The sequence below is a fragment of the Halapricum sp. CBA1109 genome (genome assembly GCF_009741825.1).
Lineage (GTDB): Archaea > Halobacteriota > Halobacteria > Halobacteriales > Haloarculaceae > Halapricum.
Genome location: NZ_WPCA01000001.1, coordinates 25,840 through 45,107, shown reverse-complemented (window position 1 = coordinate 45,107; position 19,268 = coordinate 25,840). Strand labels below are relative to the sequence as shown.

13 protein-coding genes and 1 pseudogene are annotated in these 19,268 nt (G+C 52.3%); 8 read left to right on the top strand and 6 right to left on the bottom strand.

Translation table 11 applies throughout. The features are described 5' to 3' along the window. Window positions 1-40: 40 nt before the first annotated feature. From GJ629_RS00155 to GJ629_RS00145, 3 genes are all read right to left on the bottom strand, one after another. Window positions 41-1,297 (bottom strand): hypothetical protein, encoded by a 1,257-nt coding sequence (locus tag GJ629_RS00155; protein WP_157511193.1) that lies wholly within the window; start codon window positions 1,295-1,297, stop codon window positions 41-43. 385 nt (window positions 1,298-1,682) lie between these two features. After that, window positions 1,683-2,552: a hypothetical protein gene (locus GJ629_RS00150; RefSeq protein WP_157511192.1), complete on the bottom strand. Its 870-nt coding sequence runs from the start codon at window positions 2,550-2,552 to the stop codon at window positions 1,683-1,685. After that, the gene (locus tag GJ629_RS00145; RefSeq protein ID WP_157511191.1) at window positions 2,549-3,499 is read right to left on the bottom strand and encodes a helix-turn-helix domain-containing protein; all 951 of its coding nucleotides are present in this window, start codon (window positions 3,497-3,499) and stop codon (window positions 2,549-2,551) included. The genes GJ629_RS00150 and GJ629_RS00145 overlap by 4 nt, the downstream gene beginning before the upstream one ends. Window positions 3,500-3,839: 340 nt before the next feature. On the opposite strand from GJ629_RS00145, the gene GJ629_RS00140 reads away from it, so the two are divergent. Then, window positions 3,840-4,202, top strand: coding sequence for a hypothetical protein (locus GJ629_RS00140; RefSeq protein ID WP_157511190.1), 363 nt, complete (start codon window positions 3,840-3,842; stop codon window positions 4,200-4,202). 697 nt (window positions 4,203-4,899) lie between these two features. On the opposite strand, the gene GJ629_RS00135 is transcribed toward GJ629_RS00140, so the two are convergent. The 3 genes and pseudogenes from GJ629_RS00135 to GJ629_RS00125 all read right to left on the bottom strand — a co-directional run. Further along, window positions 4,900-6,189, bottom strand: a complete 1,290-nt coding sequence (locus GJ629_RS00135; protein ID WP_157511215.1) for an orc1/cdc6 family replication initiation protein — start codon at window positions 6,187-6,189, stop codon at window positions 4,900-4,902. A gap of 802 nt (window positions 6,190-6,991) precedes the next feature. After that, complete coding sequence (locus GJ629_RS00130; RefSeq protein ID WP_157511189.1) at window positions 6,992-7,432, bottom strand: DUF555 domain-containing protein; 441 nt, start codon at window positions 7,430-7,432, stop codon at window positions 6,992-6,994. Window positions 7,433-8,070: 638 nt separating this feature from the next. Beyond that, window positions 8,071-9,747, bottom strand: a pseudogene (locus GJ629_RS00125) (hypothetical protein); the annotation flags it as partial. Window positions 9,748-9,933: 186 nt separating this feature from the next. On the opposite strand from GJ629_RS00125, the gene GJ629_RS00120 reads away from it, so the two are divergent. From GJ629_RS00120 to GJ629_RS15895, 7 genes are all read left to right on the top strand, one after another. Continuing rightward, window positions 9,934-11,097 (top strand): hypothetical protein, encoded by a 1,164-nt coding sequence (locus tag GJ629_RS00120; protein ID WP_157511188.1) that lies wholly within the window; start codon window positions 9,934-9,936, stop codon window positions 11,095-11,097. Between the two features lie 122 nt (window positions 11,098-11,219). Beyond that, window positions 11,220-12,077, top strand: a complete 858-nt coding sequence (locus GJ629_RS00115; protein ID WP_157511187.1) for a hypothetical protein — start codon at window positions 11,220-11,222, stop codon at window positions 12,075-12,077. A 139-nt stretch (window positions 12,078-12,216) separates the two neighbouring features. Then, window positions 12,217-15,510, top strand: a complete 3,294-nt coding sequence (locus GJ629_RS00110) for an ATP-binding protein (protein WP_157511186.1) — start codon at window positions 12,217-12,219, stop codon at window positions 15,508-15,510. After that, entirely contained in the window at window positions 15,507-16,145 is a 639-nt protein-coding gene (locus GJ629_RS00105) for a hypothetical protein (RefSeq protein WP_157511185.1), read from the top strand. The genes GJ629_RS00110 and GJ629_RS00105 overlap by 4 nt, the downstream gene beginning before the upstream one ends. A gap of 2 nt (window positions 16,146-16,147) precedes the next feature. Further along, a complete protein-coding gene (locus GJ629_RS00100; protein WP_157511184.1) occupies window positions 16,148-17,221 on the top strand; it encodes a DUF1156 domain-containing protein in 1,074 nt (357 codons plus the stop codon). Next, window positions 17,130-19,001, top strand: a complete 1,872-nt coding sequence (locus tag GJ629_RS00095; RefSeq protein ID WP_197428328.1) for a DUF1156 domain-containing protein — start codon at window positions 17,130-17,132, stop codon at window positions 18,999-19,001. Before GJ629_RS00100 ends, GJ629_RS00095 begins: the two co-directional genes overlap by 92 nt. A gap of 44 nt (window positions 19,002-19,045) precedes the next feature. Then, a complete protein-coding gene (locus tag GJ629_RS15895) occupies window positions 19,046-19,267 on the top strand; it encodes a hypothetical protein (RefSeq protein WP_197428326.1) in 222 nt (73 codons plus the stop codon). The last annotated feature ends 1 nt before the right edge of the window (window position 19,268 follow it).

Here is a 19,268-nt window from a genome sequence, read left to right as displayed (position 1 = left end):
AACGAACTCAGGGATCAAATGTACTCAATATACGTGGAATTCAGACCCCAGAAATACGGGAAGTTGATGAGACAATAACTTCCGTAGTTAGGCTATCTATATCTTCACTTAGATCTTCTTCAAAACCTGCTGGATTTGTTATCTCATATCCAGGGTCATGAACATAACAAACAAGAAATTCGCAGTCGGGATGGGTTCGATAATGTTCTTTGTCCTCACTTAATTCTTCTAAGATATCGGCGTTCCCTCTACCAGATCTTGTTATTTTTATTTCCACAGCTATAGTCTCTTGTTTCAAAAGAAAATCAATTCTTGGGGATTTCCCGGCATAACTTGGTGCCCATTCTTCTTCACGAATATCGTCAAAGTACAGTTTCAGCATAGCATGAAAGAGGTCTTGGACGTCATACTCATCGTTGATCTCAATGGTGCTTCGATCTGAATATCTCTCTTGTAATTGGCGACCAACAGCTGACAGTCTATCACATATTCTGTATACATTCTCAAGCTTAGGAGTATGTATACGGCCGATAAGCCGATTATATTGGTCAACTGATTTTGTACCCGGAGAAAATATTTGTCCAATCTCGATTAGGGATCTGAACCATCTCTCTCCGTCAACCTTAATCTCGTCTGGTTTTGGAAGGAAAACGACGTTCCCATCGGGCTCGATCAATTCATCATTGTATTCCCAGCTCTTTACTACTAATCCCACAGGGAGATCGCCTACTGGCTCCTTTCCGGGTATTTTGGCAATAACCTCGTAATCACATATCGCAGAGTTTTCAACATCGATATAGACCTCAGAATTGGTTACGTTAGTAAAATATGGAGTGAATGGTTCTTCGTTACGCTCAAGATCAACATGTGCCCACCAATGATCAACAACTTCCGAAACAGCGCATTCCTCATCTGATTCTGGAGGCGGCGGGGATTCTGAAGGGAACCCATCAAATTTTGATAACCAGTTGTAATTGGAAAATAGATATGTTTTGTTAGGTCTTGGATGCAGTGATTCTAATGATGTTGTAAGGGCGACAACAGTTCTACCCGTTTCTAAAAGCTCGACAATAGATTTCTGCAAAAACATCATCGCATCATGTGTACCTTCTCCACCAACAGTATCACCACCGGTCTTGTCTTCTGTCTTTGATATCTCAGTGTCCAAAATAAGGATATCTTCGGTCAGAGTACTATTATCAAAATCTTCCCAAGGCGATATTATGCCTCGTTCGGGCGCATCAACATCAACAGCCACTTCCTCTAGAAAATCAGATATTATTCTGGCTGATGTCATTAGGCCTGTTAGTAAAAATCCCTAATTCTTATAAATTTCCCACTTATAAAGCCAGCATCGGATAAGAGGAATCTCGATGTAGAGAACTTGTGCGGAAACCGTCGGCCCCAGACTCGGATATAGAAACGGATTATAATTCTGTGCTGAATCCAACCTCTATATTTTGCAGAGCCTTCTGAAACTGTATTTCTTCCAACATTCCACTATCCGGGTAGCACCGCAGAGAATTGATCGTGAATGTTTCTATGACACGCTACTGAGAGTAGCCGCAGTTTAGTGTATTTGATGCAGTGCTATTGCGGACACAGGGGTGTGTCTGCTAGAGTTACCCCACAAAGCAGAATCTATGTGAACAGCGTGGGGTAACCCCTGTTGAGAAGATACCTTACCTGAGTCGGACAGCAGTCCCCTCGCGCTCTAGAATCTGCTTTTCGACTAATCGAGCAATTGCATCGTCAACAGCGCCCGATTGGTCGTCAGAAAGCGCTCTCACGTTCGAGAGGACGCGGTCTCGAATTTTCTCGACATCGGCTACCCCATCATCGACCGCACCCAAGACGGTGTACTCAACTTCGAACTCTGTCGCGAACTCTGCGATACGAGACGTGAACGTATTCGGGAGGCCAGACAGAGAAGTGACGGCCATCTCGATAGTGAACAGCGGATGGGAACGGTCGCGGATGTGCCGTGCTTCAGTCGACCCTGTGTTGAACGGACGCTGTTCGCCGATTTCGGTCAGGATCGATTCATAGTCGAGGCCACGCTGGGCGTACTTCCGCATATCCTCAATGTCGCGGCGGCGGCCACTCGCCAGGTCACCACCTGAGACCGCTTTCAGCAGAAACATATCCTCATCCGAGAGGACAAACGCCGTCGCGTGGTCACCGGTCCAGAATTCCTCGGCCCGGTCATGCATTCGCTCGGTGATCCACACTTTCCCGACGACTTGCCGCTCGAAAAGATCGACATGGAATCCGCGGTCTTCGTGATGGAGCTCAACTGTTTTCCCGACACCCTCGAACGACTCCGTCGGCTCGTCAACCACCGCGAAGCCTTCTGCCTGAAGCACCTGCAGAACGTGCTCGAACTCGGAAACGACACCCAGTGCAAGGTCGATATCCTCGGTCTGATCTTTCAGCCCTCGTGCTGTCATCGCGGAGCCGCCGAGAAGATACACGTCTACGGGTTCCGAAAGCCAGCTGTCGAACTCTTCGAGGAACGCCCTGATCGCCTCACCTCCTTTGAACACAGTCATTGGACACCGTATTGCTCTTTGAGAGCCATAAATTCTGATTCACTTGGAAGGAAGATTGGGAGGTCCTCAGCAATCTCGAACTCTCCGTGAAGGGGTCGGTACATTGCGGCCACCGCTGTCTCCAGATCGTACCACCTGGCCGTTTCTGTGAGGATCTCCTGATCGATATTCAGTTTCTCGATCAGCAGCATCGAATAACTGACGCGTCGCGACCCGCTATCGAGGACGAGAGTGTGGCACACGACCTCCGAGGGCGTGAGGTCTTCATCCGGTGCGTACCAGAACGCGGGTTCGCCACCGAGGAAGAACTGTAAGCCGTACTCCTGGAATCGTGCGAGTCCAGTGAGTCGCCACTCAGGACTTGACTCTAGTGCGGTCGTATCCTCCGACGTCTGGACGCGAACGAGTGCTCGCTTCGGGTCACACCACTCGACTGTCGCACTCGGGGCGAGTTCTCGAGCTCGCGAGCGATGTTCGTGTGTCACGACTTCTCGTGCAAACCTTAGCAGTGGCGAGAGGTCATCAGTCAACGCGTATTCGGGCCCAGACGGCGACAGCATTGCACGATGCTTGAGCAGTGACAACGCGTTGTGGACGCCCTGTCGGGTAATTTCGAGTCGGTCTGCGATCTCGGTCGCTCGACGTGGTTCGTCGAGATACCAGCACACCCGCAGCGTCGCTGGTGAGAGTATCTCAGTCCAGTCGACGTGACCGAGCTTCGAACGGAGGTCTCGATACGACTCGACGACTGGATGGTCAGTCACCTGGACGAGACGCCGATTCTTCGAACCGCGGGCTTCGGTGAGCAAGCCGTCTTCGATCAACGTGTCAAGGACGTCGTAGATATGTGCCTGGGAATACTCAGTCTCGGTCGCGAGTTCGTTTGCTGTAGCTTCACGGCCAGCGCTAAGCGCGTCTAGCAGTGCAAGGCTGGCCTTGGTCAGCATCTCTGTAAACTATAGAGTGGATTCATATAAATATGTTTGTGGATTTCTGTTTACAATCGGCCTATGCGGAACGGCTACCCAGATGCAGACAAATCCTGCTACATCGAATACGGCGTGAGCTAGTCACAGAACAAGCAGATTGCGAAGCATACAGACAGTGTTTCGTCAGAATCCTGGCTTCTGTCGTACCTTCGATTGTGACTCGAAACCGCTAGGTCGATGAATTTGAAGAACTGCTGTGACCGATATCATGATCGGCTGAGTCCTCGAAATTTCGGACAGGGTGGTGTGCCTGTAGTTACCCCACAAATTCAAAGTAGTTGCGGAACGTGGGGTAACTATGGCAAGGAAGCCTCCAACTCCGGACCTACCAAAATATCTTCTTGAGCCGCTCAAGAAACAGTCTCCGGAACGACTGGAAGCTGTGGCCACCTATGCGAGTGATCTTGCCGAATGGAAACGAGAACAGCGAGAAGCAGAGCTTCAACAACGTCGAGCTGAGGAAGAAGTAGATCAAGAGGAACTCGAGGAGTTAGAGGAACGCGGGTTATCGACAGATCCCAATGAATACGACGACGTTCCAGCAAGTGGAGCCTACATCACGGTGAAAGAGACGAAACCGGGATACCGGTACTTCTACTGGCAGTGGCGTGACGGAGACTCGTGGAAAAACGAGTATATCGCACCAGTCAACCCAAAGTAAATACGACCTCGATGAAGCTGGGAACGGGGACCCTCCCCCCCCGTCATCGATGTGTAAAACCGTGAGAAGAGGGCAGGGGGAGAAGACGAAATCATGGGAAAACAGACGGAACAGTCGCAGACGCGGTTAAGAAGCCGTGACACTCCAGAAATAGCTTCTCTAGAACTTATGACTCTAGTCTGACGAAGTTTTATGTAACCGCCGAATTAACCAAAGCCGTAATGGACCTAGAGTGAGTGTCAGCTGGAGTAACATTCCAACTGACCGAGCGAGGATAATCACTCTGAAAGATCGTTGTTCTGCACCCTTCTTTCCTTGCTATCACTAGCGTTAGACCCTCTTACCCTGAATGAGACCGTTCGATTCATCGGCTCTACCCCTCCTTCATCGGTGATTTACACATCGATGACGGGGGGGAGGGGGTTGTGTTATGGATTCGAGACAATCCGTCAGGAATCTCCTTCCTCTCCTTTGTTCAAAGGCATTTTCCAATCTCAGTTGAGTCTGACAAGAGTGATCTGTGCTATTGACGACCTGGACTTTGCGTTCACTAATACCGAACACGCTTGCTCAGCTTCGTTGAACTAGTCGCTTCATCGATGCCAGTTACACTTCGATGACGGGGAGAGGGGTGAGGGACTTACACATCGATGACGGGGGGTGTGTCTACACCCACACTCCGAGAAAATATCCCAGCTTAGCCCTGGTGGAAGTCCTTCAGCTGTGCGTTGACCACCGTTCGGAGGAGTTCCTCCTGTTCGGCAATACTCTCCAATCGGGTGTCTTCCGTGATCCGTTTCATGATCCCAGTGGGGTCACCTGTGAAGGTGAACTCCATGTACATCCCGCCACCGCGACCACGACTCTTCCTCGATGTAGAAATCAATCCGTACGTGGAAAGCTCCTTGACGTACTTGACGTACGTTTCCCGTGTCATTTGATCCGCATCGATATCGTCCGTCACCCACTGATATACTTTGAATCCGACTGGACTTGGAACAGAGCTTCCGGAGCGCTTTGAGTAATGGGCGACGGCGGCAGTGGCGTACAGTGAGATCTTTTTTTGTGTCGTGAGTCCCTCGACGAGCTTTAGCGACCGATCTTTGTCGATTTCCTCTTGAGACTCGCGGACGTGGTGTTCGTCGACGTGGTCATCATCACGCTCGTCGGCGAGGTCGCCGGCGCCACGAAACAGGTCGATGGCCTTCCGAGCGTCCCCGTGACTTTGTGCTGCGAAGGCAGCAACAAGTGGAATTACGTCATCGGAGAGTGCATCCGGCCGAAAAGCATCGCGACGATTCTGGAGTATTTCGCGCAACTGGGTGGCATCATAATCCGGAAAGTAGACGTCCCGTGGGTTGAACGAACTCTCGGCACGGCCGTCAATATCCTCCATGAATTTCGGATCGTTCGTCAGTGCTGCGACGGATACTCTCCCCTCAATCTCGTTCGTATTGCTGGCTCGCGAGAGTTGGTAGAGTAACTTTGAGTAGGCAGGCTCGTCGTTAGCACGCCGTCCGACCAAGAGATCGATCTCGTCGAGGATGAAGATGACCGAGTCGTGATGTTTGTTAATAAGTTCGTAGAGACGTCTGTACTTACGCTTCGTCGACACGCCAGTTTCGGGCACGCCCACCTCTGCACCGACGTCTTTTGCGACTGTCTGGACGAGTTCGTAGACCGCTTGGTCGAGGGTGTTGATTGGCTGGCAGTTGATGTCGACAACACCGAAACTTTCACCATTTGATTTACAGAGATCGACGATTTGCTGTGTCACGGCACCGATGATGAGTGACTTCCCAGTACCGGCGGGACCGTAGAGCAGCATATTCGGCGGCCGATTTCCTTGCAATGTCGGCTTCAGGAACGATACGACGGACTCGAGTTGATCGTCGCGGCCGACGATCCGCTCTTCGTCGATGATGGTGTCCGGCTCCACGAGATCTCGGTTGACAAAAACTGACCCGCCACCGTCCTCGTTGAGCATATCCCGAATCGACTGTTGTGTACTTCCGCCAGCATCGTCTTCGGAAAGACCGAGAGACGCGTTGTCGGCAGCAGTATCTTCCTGAGTGGCGTCGAACTTGTCCTCTGTCTGTGATTGTGTTTCTTCCTCCTCCAACGCCGATTGATCAGTGCCACCCTGATTGCTGCCAGCCATACTTCTGTTGTGTGGCGGGGGTGTTAAAAAGATTCACCTCCGTCGATGTATATCTAACAGCCTTAATTGTGCTAACCACTATATTCTCCACTCTGAATCTTTTCACCTTGATACCGGTAGCGATGTATATCTTTGTTGCCCGCCCCCCGTCATCGAAGTGTAACAGTGCGCAGTTCGGCTGGATTTTGATAACCTATGATACTGTAGTCTATCCAATGTATCAACTACACCCTCCGTCATCGATGTGTAAAGCCGATCTCTTGATTTAGATTTATCGTCGAATTGGTGCCGGAAGAAAGTGAACCCCAGTCGATGACTATCACAATGGGTATAGCAGACAAAGCCGCCGACAAACTCGTACAGTGGCGAATGCGTGATCATCTGATGGAACTCGATATGCAGGGGATCATAGATGCACATAAGAAAGCCGCTGGCTCCGTCGGTGGTCCTGCCTAGCATTTCGAGCTACAAGTAGCGACTGAAGTGGTCGTCGAGGTTCTTGAGGAAATCTCACGAATGGAGAGCATTGATTTCGATTCCATTCGGACTAGTCCAGACTCCCGTCTCGGAGACTACTGAGGGTATCTGAAACTGAATTGTAAAATCGAACTTCTTCTCTAATTCGATTTTATGCCTTTGACTGATCGCGGACAGCGGTCAGAGGTATCTCTGGAAGTTTTGGTCCAATCTCGCGCTTCGCGACGGTTATTGCTTCTTCGTAGGTTGTCCCCTTCGCCTCCATCGTGAGAAGGAGCCCAACCAGGCCTGTCTTCGATACCATCAGCAGGGCATCTGTTGAGGTTTCACAGTCAGCGCAACGGATTTTTTGAACGCTGATATCTATCTCCCTGATAGGGTTCTTCGCCGGGGTAATTCTTTTTCCGACCTCACTGACTGCGATGTTGATCGCATCTTGGCCACTGTCTACCTTCTTTACAATCCACGGGATGGAGAACGTCACTTCGTACCACTCTCCCCCCGGAGACCCACCTGAACGGTTTTGACTTTCTTTTTGATAGTCTGATGCGTTCTCAGTGGCCGATTTTACTTCGTGGTGTTTGTCGGCCATGCATATAATACACTACAGGTAATATTAAATTCATCTAACGAGGCAGAATCTCCTCAACCTATCGCTCAGCGACCATTGTTGGCCACAAATTGAGAAACCCCTCAGAGGCGGGCGGCTGCTCGTTAAACATACACCATCTTACTAGCGTCTTGGAGGGTGTCATAGAACTCTTCTCACACCGTGATGATCGTGCTTCCCCGGATTGTCTCCGGTTCGTAGTTGGTGATTGCCACGACGAGGCGAAGGCACAGCGCAAGAGGCAGTTCCTCCAGCCGTGAATGCATTGTTTTCAATTCATTAACCGTCTCCGGCATTTCCTCTGGCTCAACATTTCCTAACAGTCGATCAAGCCGATGCGAATCTAACAATCACACTTCGTTCATCATCAGCGTCTCGGAGAGGCACGCACTTAGATACTGAGAGCCAATCAGACTAGCTGTCTTCTCGCTAGTTTCGAAAGACGGTCTAGCTGCAGCTAGGCAGTCTCTCGGTGCTAGAATCGGCCTTATTCCCACCCGTTATTTTCCATGACCGCTAACCTAAGCCTATGACGTTGAACGATGTGATCCCGGCGCATCCACCCCTGACACCGTTTGAGCAACTGCTTGACGATCACCTCCCCCTTGCGTGGCGACAGGCCGACGAAGCGCCTCGTCTGCACTCGAAAAGAAGGCCTCCGCCTCCCCGAGCATGACGTCGACGAGTTCTGTTATATCGACATCTGCGATAACATCGGGATGGTTCACATAGAATTCCGCGAAGTCGTGGAAGAGAGTCCCTTCGACGAACCGTTCCTGTTCGGGGGAATCGAGAAGCTTTCCGAAAAGGTAGTCTCGGGGACTGTTTACGTAGCTGTTGAGACTGGACTGGCTGACTGTCTCGATTGTCTCGGACTCAACGTCAAGCGGATGGCGATCGAAGCCGACGCCGTTCGATCGCAGTCGTCGTCGATGTTCAACTGACTCGAGATCACTGAACCGTTCGAAGTCGTCATCGAGGAGATCGCCGAAGTAGAGGCAAGGCGTGATCGGCTCCCCACCAGCCGTGTCCTGAACGAGATAGTACTGCTGGTCGCCGCTCTGAAGCAGGCGCTGGAAGTTACCGATGTAGCGTTCGAACTGCGTCTCAGTATCGACCCACGGTCGCTGTGGAGCCGAATGCGTCCAGTCCTGTCCCATTCCGAGATGGAAAACGACGGGACGATCAACGTAGGCAGAGGACTTCGCATCAGCGAGGAGAACACCCTCGTTGTCCCTGTCGACAGGGACTTCGTAGGTCTGGAGGTAGTAGGCTAGCCGGTCAACGCCCCCGGTAGTCAGGAGTTCATCACTAAGGCTGAGAGTTTGCAATTCCTCCTCGAAGAGGGTAAGCTCGATGCCGATTTTACTCGTATATGTATCCAGAGCATCCGCAAACGTTCGTTCTCCGATGGAGGAGCAGAATTCCTGCAACCACTCAATATCCGGGCTTTCGACCGTCTCCAGACGCTTTTGATGATCGTTGACCGGAATATCGAGGTCCATCTGCGTGAGCAGCGGTTGGACGTCACCAACGGTCGTTTCGGAACCGCGGAATCCGACACGGAGCAGTCGAACGAACGCTCGGTGGTGCGGATCATCGATGAATCCTGGGCCACCGTAAAATGGGATGTCTGCTGCTTCGAGAGCGGACTCGACGAGCGACGAGTACTGACTCCCACTATCGAGGACGACCGCGACACGTTCAGCGTTGTGCGCCGAAATCGTATCGAGAAGCGCACTGACGATATCGGTTGCCGACTCGAAGACGTGGAACTCCGGATAGTCGAACACCTCGTCAGTGAACAGATCGACACGATCGAACGCTTCCGGCAGGATGCTACGCTCCAGGTTGGTCAGCTGCTCATAACCAACGACAGCAACTGACTGATCATCGTCGATTGTATGTTCGGTGAGCCGTTTCGAGGTTGTCCGGAGATTTTGCATTATCTCGACGACTTCTCGGGTCGTCTCGTCGACGTAGGCGTCGTAGTCAAGAATGGCGTCAAGGCGACCCTGATGTTCCCAGCACTGGAGGACATTCCCGATAGCGTATGCGACTGCTTTCCAATCGTGGTCAGTCTGCTCGATAACCTCGAGAAAGGCGACGCGGTCTTCTGCTTGTTCGCGTCGGCCAGCTGCGAGACGACGCGGGGTAGTCGCAAACGTTCCGAAGTGAGGGCGGTCGAGACGGCGGTTGATCGCACTCGCAAACGGGGCGTCAGGAGTGACGACCAGGTCGTAATCTTCGACTTCCGCGTAAAGTGATTCTGCAGTTTTCGCTCTGCGGATAGGCACGAATATGAGAAATACATACCAATCACAAAAAGATAGGGACGCTTGCAGGTTCTATGGGTGCCGACTCCGTAGGTTATGTAAGCAAAACATGGATAATCTTCTTGTCAATCACACTGCCACGTCTGAAACAGAACCACAGCATAAAACGGTTGCCGACGCTAAGAGAACTATACGGAGTACTCCAGTATGGAATTCGACCCCGCTGATTACACAGGCAAATCAAAGCGCGATATTCTGCGCGAACTCGTCGAATACGTCGTCAAGACCGACGAGGAGATGGAAGAAAAGACGACGCGCAGCGGGGGACAGACCGACCTGAACATATACTTGTGCGACAACCAAGGATTCGAGATTGGAGACGTTGACCACTGGGTACATCAGCTCACTGAGGACGATCGCATTACTGGCCATGCGGAGAATTTCGCATCCGAGCACACCTTCTCAGAAGACGTCGCTGACGATGACATATCTATTGTTACCATCACTACTCCAGCGAAAGGGCGCGAAGATGAGTTCCTCTTCGTCACCACAGACGATGGTGACTACGTCTGGGTAATCACGACTGTTCACTCTGATTGGCGCGATAAGACTATTGAACGCTTTCTCGACTATCTCCCGTGTCTCGAACGGCTCTATTTGTCCTCCGATGATCTGGAAGATCTTACCTCCGATATCAGAGATTCTCGAGTCTCCGGGTTCACCGCGAAATACCACGCCCCGAATAGGGAGAGAGACGCAACTCTTCGATTCACGGGTGCGGAACCTGGTGACTTAGAGAAGGCCGAAGACGCATTCGATGCAAAGCCAACGCGGATTGACTTCGACCAGACGAATTCTCCCAGTACTGCTATTCAGGGGGCGAATACGAATAACGGTCGAATTTCTATGCGGTCGGTACGCGATGGGTCAGAGCCGAAAGCTGTGGAAACGCTGCTCGGCATCACGGAAGGGTATCAGTCACTTGATCGTGCACGGTTCGATGTCGAGTTCTCTCCAGAGCTACGCAAATTGGAGAATGGATTCACAGTGGACGGATTTACTGCCGTTGAACTTACTGAACCAGACCGTGACGACGCAGCTACTGAGGAATTAGTCGACGAGCTCGAAACGCACGTATTAAACGGAAATCGGTATCGACACGGAATCCGTGATGGGGGAACGAAGATTCGTGTATTCGATACTGAGCACGACGAAACCTTCGACGTCGCTCTTGAGCCCCCAGATATCGTGCTATATGCACGAGAGACGACAAGTGCGTTGAGTCTCCGGGAATTTGTCCGCGAGGTCTACGAGAACCTCGATTCGACATACTCCCTCGCGAAGAAACAAAATCCGGTGGCGATTCAATAGATATGACGTCGCTGACAGCGGGTGAACGGCAACGACGCGAGGTCAACACCTATAATCTATTCTATTCCGCTGTCACGGCTCGTGCTGATCCCCCTCTGTACTCACGGGGGGTTCGTATCCCTGTGATGTTCCCCGTCTTCGAGGACCGATCCGAGGGGAGATCAGTCAAGGCACAGCCGGATTTCGTTCTGTACGACGGCTCGACATGCGCGCTCTGTGAAATCAAAAGCGGCCACCACATCAACGAACGCGACATCAATCAGATGGAAGAATGCGATGAGGTGACGATCGAAGCCGCTGAGGAGGAATTAGAGAACGCTCAAGTCCGAGAGAAAACCGAATATGACGGTACTGTGACTGCTGTCGAGTCACTTATCGTTTATCAGGATATGGATGAAGAGTATATTGAGGAGACGCGTCGTGAGTCGGAGAATTTTCGAGCGGCTCTCGACAGGATTACCGATTACGCGGTATTGATGACGCAGGATTACGGCGGCGACCTTCGGGTACTAGCCGGCGATTTCGACGACGATAGAGCGATGCAATCCGCGCTGCGGACCGGTGTAACGCTCCCGGAGAACCCACCGGATGAGATTCTGCTTACTGAGGGAATGGAGCCGGAGGTTTTGGCTATGGCGGTTACGGATATCTGGGGTGAACAGGCCCTAGATCATGAAGACGGTATCGAGGTAACACGAGAACAAGTACGAGACTTCTTCGCACCGCGGCACAATGTGAATCCTGGCGATTTAGGAATCGTATTTGAGTTCCTGGAGGACATCGGCGCGTGTGATGTAGTAGGAACGCATCGGTACGAGTTCCGACGTGAGCATATGGGTGCGATCCTCGGCGTCGAGGAGATGGTTATGGAACAGCGTGTCGAGGATTATCTCCGAGAAGACGACCAGGCGACGTTTGACTCATTTAGCGGTGCTGACGACGATAACGATGATGACGAAGAGGACGAAGAACGTGAATAGCTAGCCGATCCCGATTGTGGATTAGGTACAGAGGGTATTTCTGGAGCGTTGATTGCCTCAAAGACAGTACGGACTATCGTCCTGTTGATACAGGTGAGACACAAACAATTACATGAGCAGGGACAGGACTCATCAGCATATGGCAACTTCCGTCCCCTCACTCTTCGAAACCTGTACCCCACACGACGATGTGTTGGAGGGTACATTATCGGAAAACCAATTCGCAGCAAAACTCTCTGGTGTCGTCTTTAATCCAGATAGTGCGCCAGATATCTACGCAGATCCTGAGACATTCTTTACCAAGACGTACGCAACGGACGGTCTTCAGGATCTGATCACCCTTCTGGCGAAACGATACGTCGGGAAGAAGACGGACGAATACAGCGGTGAAAATGGCTTCCTGTCACTCGATACCGTCTTCGGTGGTGGAAAGACCCACTCCCAGATTGCGGCGTACCACTTCTCTCGCGAGCCGACCGCAGTTGATGACCTCTCCGAGTTCATCACCGACGACGAGATCTCTTCAGCATTTGCTGACATACAGGACGACCTCACTGTAGAAACGGCGGTCTTCGAGGGGGGGCACGTCAGTGCGATGGACGCGAGGTGCAACAAGGACGATCCGTCCGCCCCCAGTACACAGACGATGTGGGGGGAACTCGCCTATCAGCTGGGCGGTGCAGATGGCTATGCGCTGTTTAGCGACTACGACGCTGACCGTGTAGCTCCCGGGGAGTCCGACATTGAGGAACTATTTGAGTTGCTGGATGACCCTGGACTCGTCCTCATCGACGAGGTTGCCCAGTATCTCGAACAGGCGGCTGCCGTTGCAGTTGAGGAATCGACCCTCGCGGACCAGACGAACTCATTCCTGTGGTCGCTAATGCGCGCGACACAGAACTCCGACGATGTTACTGTCGTTCTCAGCGTTGCTGCGACCGCATTCGAAGACAAAGCCCAGCAGGTACAGGAACTCATCGACGATCTCGACGCTATCTCGGAGCGGACGGAGCGCTCCGTAACGCCGACTGAAGACGACGAAGTAGCCGAAGTGCTGAAACACCGACTCTTCAAGTCTATCGACGAGAGCGCAGCAACACAGGTCGCGGACGGATACCAGTCTTTCTACCGTGATTACGAAACGGATCTCACAGACCGCGTGACCAAAGCGGAGTTCCACGAACAACTCGAGCGAACCTATCCCTTCCATCCGACGCTCATCGAGTTGCTCGCTCAAGAGATCGATACACTGCCGAACTTCCAGCGGACGCGGGGTGCGCTCAAGCTCGTCTCCAGGGCCGTCCACCACGTCTGGAGCAATCAGAGTGCCAACGAGGGTCGGAACTTCATTCGCGCGTTCGATATGCACCCTTCCGACGAGTACGTCTGGTCGACGCTGCTGGATCTCTTCGGACAAATCGAGCAGGACCTCCGGACGGCATCGAAGTCGGACGTCTTCACGAACGATGGCAAGGCGGCGTGCCAGTACGAGGACGAGAACTGGACGCCGATGGGGCATCCGCCGATCGCCACGCATCTCGGAACGACGATACTCTGGAAGAGCATTGTTTCCGGTGGCAACCGGGGACGTGGGCTCTCGCGGCGAGAGTTGTGGGAGATGATCCTCGAACCCAGCGTGGAGCTCGACCATTACCGTGACGCGCTGAAGAACCTGAGCGAAACCGGGAGTAGCCCCGAGACGGAGGCGTTCTTCCTTTACGAGACCGAGAACGGACTGCTCCGGTTCAAAGGTGAGCCCAAAATCTCGAAGCTCATCACCAACGAGGCCCAGCAGATCGAGGACGGTGTCGCCAGAAACAGGCTCGAACAGACGATTCGAGGAGCGCTCGGCGGTGGAGAGTTCGACACGATCTACGACCCGCAGGCTCCGTACGAAGTACCGGACGAATACGACACGGTTCGGCTCTGCGTGATGGGCTTCAGCGCCGTGACGGTATCGAGCGACCAGGATGAACCGCCGGAACTGCTCCAGACGCTTGCGACGACGACCGGAAGCTCACCGGGAAGCGAGAAGAAGCGAGTGTATCGAAACAACGTCGTCTTCCTCGCAGCCGGGGAGCAGGAGATCGAAGGCGCACTCGATCACGCAAGGCGCGTAAAGGCGATGGAGCGAATCCTGAACGGGCAGGCCTGGGAGACGGAACTCAACAGCGCACAGCGTGACGACCTCGACGAGCGGTTGCAAGAGACGTCAGCGCTGCTCGGGGAATCCGTCCGGCAAGCTTACAGACACCTCTACTACCCCGGTACGGGCGGTCTCAAGAATGAGGTCATCGACTCCGTCAACGAAAACGATGACCTGCACGACGTCGTCTTCGAGAACCTTGACAGCCTCGATCGGCTCATCACCCGGAACGAGGGCGCGCTGGGAACGGCGTGGTTCACCAACCGTATCTGGCAATCTGATCCGGATTCGATGACCACGCTCGACATCCGGAAGCTGGTCGCCAAGCGCACCGACGTCCGGATCCTCCTCGACCCGAAGCCGATTCGAGAGACGGTTCGCAGCGTGACCACGAGCGATACGACCGACTACGTGTTCTGGGATGGTACCTCAGGACGCGGATACTGCTCCGAAGAAGATACGGCATCGACAGAGACGGGCGAACGTCCGCTCGTCGACGCGGAAGAGATGTCGACGGCACTGTCGATGTCGGACGTACTGATCAGCGACGATCACGTCGTTTTCGCGGACAGTGAGGCGCTGCTGGAAGCTCACGATCTCACGTTCCCAGCGCTCGACGAAGACGAGGAGAACGAGACTGAAATCGAGGACGATGACGAGACGACGGATGACGACGACGATGACTTGGGCGGGACCGCCATCGACGAACCACCGAAGCGCTCGGAGCTGTCGTTCACCGCAAGTACGGATTCCCCGAGTGCGATTTCGGGCGCGTTCTCGGCGGTGAACGGCGACATCGACCAGCAGAAGATGCGGCTGCGGGACAACCACGATGTCTCCAGCGGCGATATCGATGTCGTCATCGACACCATCGAGATCGAGCTCGAGGGCGACCAGGTCTGGGAGCGGGCCTGGTTCATCAGTGACAAGATCAAGGATTTAGATAGGATCGGGGAAGCAACCAAGGTCGTGTTCGAATACGTCGCGGAATCCGCAGACGAATCGATCAGCGTCTTCGAAGCGGGCTACGAGGGCACCGCAGCAGAGTTCGCCCAGCACTTCGGGACGAACCACATCCCGGAGAGCTTTATCAGCCGTGGCGGAGAGGCTGAAGGAGAAGCCGTGCTCGTAACCGAAGCCGGTTCCCTCGACGACAACTCGCGGGAGAACACACTGGGCGTCCTTCAGGAAGCACTCGAAGGACTCGGTGGCATCAACAATATCGAACTCGTCGTCACCGGCACGGTGAAGGAACGGACGGACGAACCTGAGGAGGTGACCCAATGAGCATCGAGTCGGAAGCGGAGTCGTTTGCCTACGGGAGCAGTATGCATGGCGGTCGTCCCACGTTCGCTCTGACGCGGCGACTCGGAGACGATGCCGGATTGACGCTATACGAGTTCATTCCCGATGATCTCGCGAACGGCCGGCAGAAGCGCCTCCAGCGGGCAAACAGTAACCGCACCCTCTCACGAATCTCGATCGTGGACGCACTTCCCGATGTCGATGAGGACGCAGACGGACGGCTGAGCTTCGTCGACGTCGGGTCGCCGTCCGAACGCACCCCGAACAGTTGGGACTGGAACGAGTGGTGCGCGTTGAAAGTTACGACGCTTCGTGGGAAACGCCAGCAGGCCGTTCACCGACTCGTGAAGTCGGTACTGGCTGACGCAGGCGTCGATCCTGCAACGGTCACTCGTGGTGAGGGATCTGCAGTGCTGTCGGAAAGCGATGGCGTGCGGCTCACGATCGCTTTCCTTGCGCTGAAAGAGCTCCGGAAGTACGAGAAACTCACGACTGTGGCAGACAGTCTTGACCGGATGAGTCTTGAGGAGTGTTATTACTGGCACGCGAAGTGTCGATCACCATCAAGTCAGAACGGCGTCACAGCTCTTCGTCAACTATTAGCAGGACATATTTGAAAATGAACGACAGATCTGATTTAGAAGACGATTCGGAGTACAAGGCAATAAAAGCAGAAAGCGTTCTACCTACTAAGACCGTAGGTATTGAGAGTCTAAAGGAATCGAACCCGGAGACCATGTCTCCACATAGAAATATTTTCAAGTGGTTTGCTCGACGGCCTACCGCTGCTACCCGGTTAGCAATCCTTAGCTCTGTCCTCCCGCAGGATGTGTCTAATGATGAATTACTGGATCTGATGTGCATTGGCCCGAGAAGGAACGTAAATAGAGATATCACGGATTATGTCTTGGAAAAGTTTGCTTCAAAAAATAACCGAAGCGGATCAATTGAGGAGCATTTTGGATATGAATATCCACACAGAAATGTTCCCCCCGCTTCAGAATTAGAAGAACTCCACGATCAATTACGATCTCAGTGGAATGGAGATCTGCCGACGGTAATTGATCCGACTGCTGGCGGCGGTACAATCCCTCTCGAATCGCTCCGCTATGGCCTCCCAACGGTCTCAAACGAACTTAATCCCGTTGCTTGGCTAATAAATAAAGTAATTCTGGAATATGCTCCAGAGGTCGGCTCTGTTGAATCTGATATTCAATATTGGATGGATGAGATTGAAGATTATGTCCGTAATGAGTTAGAAGATTACTTCCCTGATAGAAATGGCATCTCCCCAAGCCACTACTACCGGGCCTATAGCATCTCCTGCCCCTCGTGCGGTAGTCGGATTCCTATTTCAAATCGCTGGTATTTCAACCGTCGTCGAAATGCTGCAGTCTACCCTAAATTCACTGAGGGAGAGTTAACATTCGAAGTTATTGACCCGTCCAAGGTTGACACCAGAGAGAGCTATGATCCGAATCAAGGGACTGTAAGCGGTGGAGATGCAGAATGTCCCCATTGTGGTGTCGTAACAGAACGTTCAGATTTAGTCGAGATATTCAAGAATGGCAGCTTTGAATTCGAGGTTTGTGGAGTAAGATATGAAGAGGAGATTGGAGGGACTAAGTACCATTCTCCAATTGAAGAAGACGTTGAAGCGGTTGAGAAAGCTGAAGAAAAAAATCGACTCTGACCTCCGGCTATCCACACTTCTCACTGTAGAACGATTCGAGGGATACTATGACCGGGCTGTTCCCTACGGAGTAGAACAATGGAGAGACGTCTATAGCCCTCGCCAACTACTCACGCACGCTGCTTATTTGGAAGCATTTGAGGAGGTATCTCCCGAAATTCAGTCAGAATACGAGGAGTCAAAGGCAGAACTCATCTTGATTTTATTATCCTTTATTCCGGTGAAACTAGTTAGCCGTAATTCAAGATTGAACCCGATGTCACCGGACTATGGCTCTCCCAGTGATATGCTTGGAGATAATAACTTCTCATTTAAATATCATTTTGCTGAGAGCAATCAAATGGTGGGGACATATAGCTACGAGTCGGAAGCGGAGAACATTATTGGTAGCTATGAAGAGACTGCTCAGTATGTCTCTCATGTCGATGAACCAGCTACAATATATCGGGGAGATGCTTCTGACCTACCTATTGATGACTCAGAACTGCAGGCAGTGGTGATTGATCCACCCTATGGAGATAATATCGTCTACTCAGAGATCTCCGATGCGTTCTACGTCTGGCTACGTGAATACCTTGGAAGTGTATTCCCAGAGGCATTCGGTCCTCAAGAAACGAACAAAGATGATGAGGCCGTTGAAAATCCAGCATTAGTTGACCAGGATTCCGACTCCTCTAATGGGGCTTCTGCACGGGAACACTACGAAAACAAGATGCGGTCAATCTTTACTGAAGCACACCGCGTTCTAGAGCCCGGTGGAGTTATCACCATTTACTTTACGGATAAAGAAATCGGAGCGTGGGATTCATTAACAATGTCTATCATGGAATCGGACTTCACCATTACGGCGACACACACGATTTCCAGTGAAAGCCCCAGCCGTATTGGTGTACAGGGACAATCGTCTGCAGACACGTCACTACTTCTCACTTGCCGCAAACCGGTCAATCCTACTCAAGAGGATACACCGCCAACGCTATGGAGCGATATTCAAGAGCAAACCTTCGAGGCGGCAAGGCAGAAAGCTACGGATCTTTTAGACTCAGATCTTAATTTGACTAAGACAGACGTCATTATAGGCGCGTTCGGTCCCACTCTCCGGGTATTTACTGAAGAGTATCCTGTCGTAGATATTCATGACAACCCCGTTCGACCAAAGCAGGCATTAGAGGAAGCAAGACGAGCCGTCACGGAGGTTCTTATTGAGAGGGAGTTGGAAGACAGTCTAGATGAAGTGGACTCGCTAAGTCGCTGGTATATTCTCTCCTGGCTTGTATATGAATCTGAAAACATACCCTATGACGAAGCGAGACAACTCGGTATCGGGGTAGGTGTTCAGATCGATGAAATAAAGCAGGATACCAAAATCTGGGGTAAAAGCGGGGATACCCTTGTTTTGAAGGGACAGGACTATCGTGTCAGAGATTACACTGCACTCGAAGCTGGTGAAAAACGACGCGAACAGGCTTACCCAGTAAATCCACGAGATACGTCGTTCGATTACAACATCGATGCCGTCCACGCAGCTCTAAACGTGCTTGAGACCAAGGGCGGCGACTTTGCTTGGAACTGGCTGAAGGAACGCGATCTACAGAATGCCTCCTGGTTCACGAAGACGGTGAAAAGCCTGCTCCAAGTCGTTCCACAGGATCATCCTGACTACGAGTTGCTTGTCAATCTCGCATCTGGTGAGACCGGCCAGTTGCTAGACATCGATACGGACTTCTTGAGTAGGGAGTCCGAAGACGAACAGACCCGAACTACTCTCCAAGACTTCTAACTCCTCATCTGACCATGTCTTTCCGAGATCATCACTGGAAACGAGTGTACGAGAGCAACTTCCGGGGTGAAGAGACTCTGGTCGGCGCGTTCTACCAGCCGATGCTCTCGGAAGCGGTTCAGTACGATCGTCTCGCTGGCTACCTGAGCCTCCAGAACCTCGCTGACGCCCTCCAAGGGATTGAATCCGCGTTCGAGACGGACGGTGAAATCCGGATCATCGCCTCGAAGAAACTCGGTCGGGAGAACAAACCAGCTCACGGATAGT

Bases quoted from the DNA above. Each gene is read 5' to 3' on its own strand.
- GJ629_RS00100 (WP_157511184.1), top strand. From the start codon at position 16,148: ATGAACGACAGATCTGATTTAGAAGACGATTCGGAGTACAAGGCAATA.
- GJ629_RS00140 (WP_157511190.1), top strand. From the start codon at position 3,840: ATGGCAAGGAAGCCTCCAACTCCGGACCTACCAAAATATCTTCTTGAG.
- GJ629_RS00155 (WP_157511193.1), bottom strand. From the start codon at position 1,297: ATGACATCAGCCAGAATAATATCTGATTTTCTAGAGGAAGTGGCTGTT.
- GJ629_RS00110 (WP_157511186.1), top strand. From the start codon at position 12,217: ATGGCAACTTCCGTCCCCTCACTCTTCGAAACCTGTACCCCACACGAC.
- GJ629_RS00145 (WP_157511191.1), bottom strand. From the start codon at position 3,499: ATGCTGACCAAGGCCAGCCTTGCACTGCTAGACGCGCTTAGCGCTGGC.
- GJ629_RS00150 (WP_157511192.1), bottom strand. From the start codon at position 2,552: ATGACTGTGTTCAAAGGAGGTGAGGCGATCAGGGCGTTCCTCGAAGAG.
- GJ629_RS00130 (WP_157511189.1), bottom strand. From the start codon at position 7,432: ATGGCCGACAAACACCACGAAGTAAAATCGGCCACTGAGAACGCATCA.
- GJ629_RS00105 (WP_157511185.1), top strand. From the start codon at position 15,507: ATGAGCATCGAGTCGGAAGCGGAGTCGTTTGCCTACGGGAGCAGTATG.
- GJ629_RS00135 (WP_157511215.1), bottom strand. From the start codon at position 6,189: ATGCTCAACGAGGACGGTGGCGGGTCAGTTTTTGTCAACCGAGATCTC.
- GJ629_RS00095 (WP_197428328.1), top strand. From the start codon at position 17,130: ATGAAGAGGAGATTGGAGGGACTAAGTACCATTCTCCAATTGAAGAAG.
- GJ629_RS00120 (WP_157511188.1), top strand. From the start codon at position 9,934: ATGGAATTCGACCCCGCTGATTACACAGGCAAATCAAAGCGCGATATT.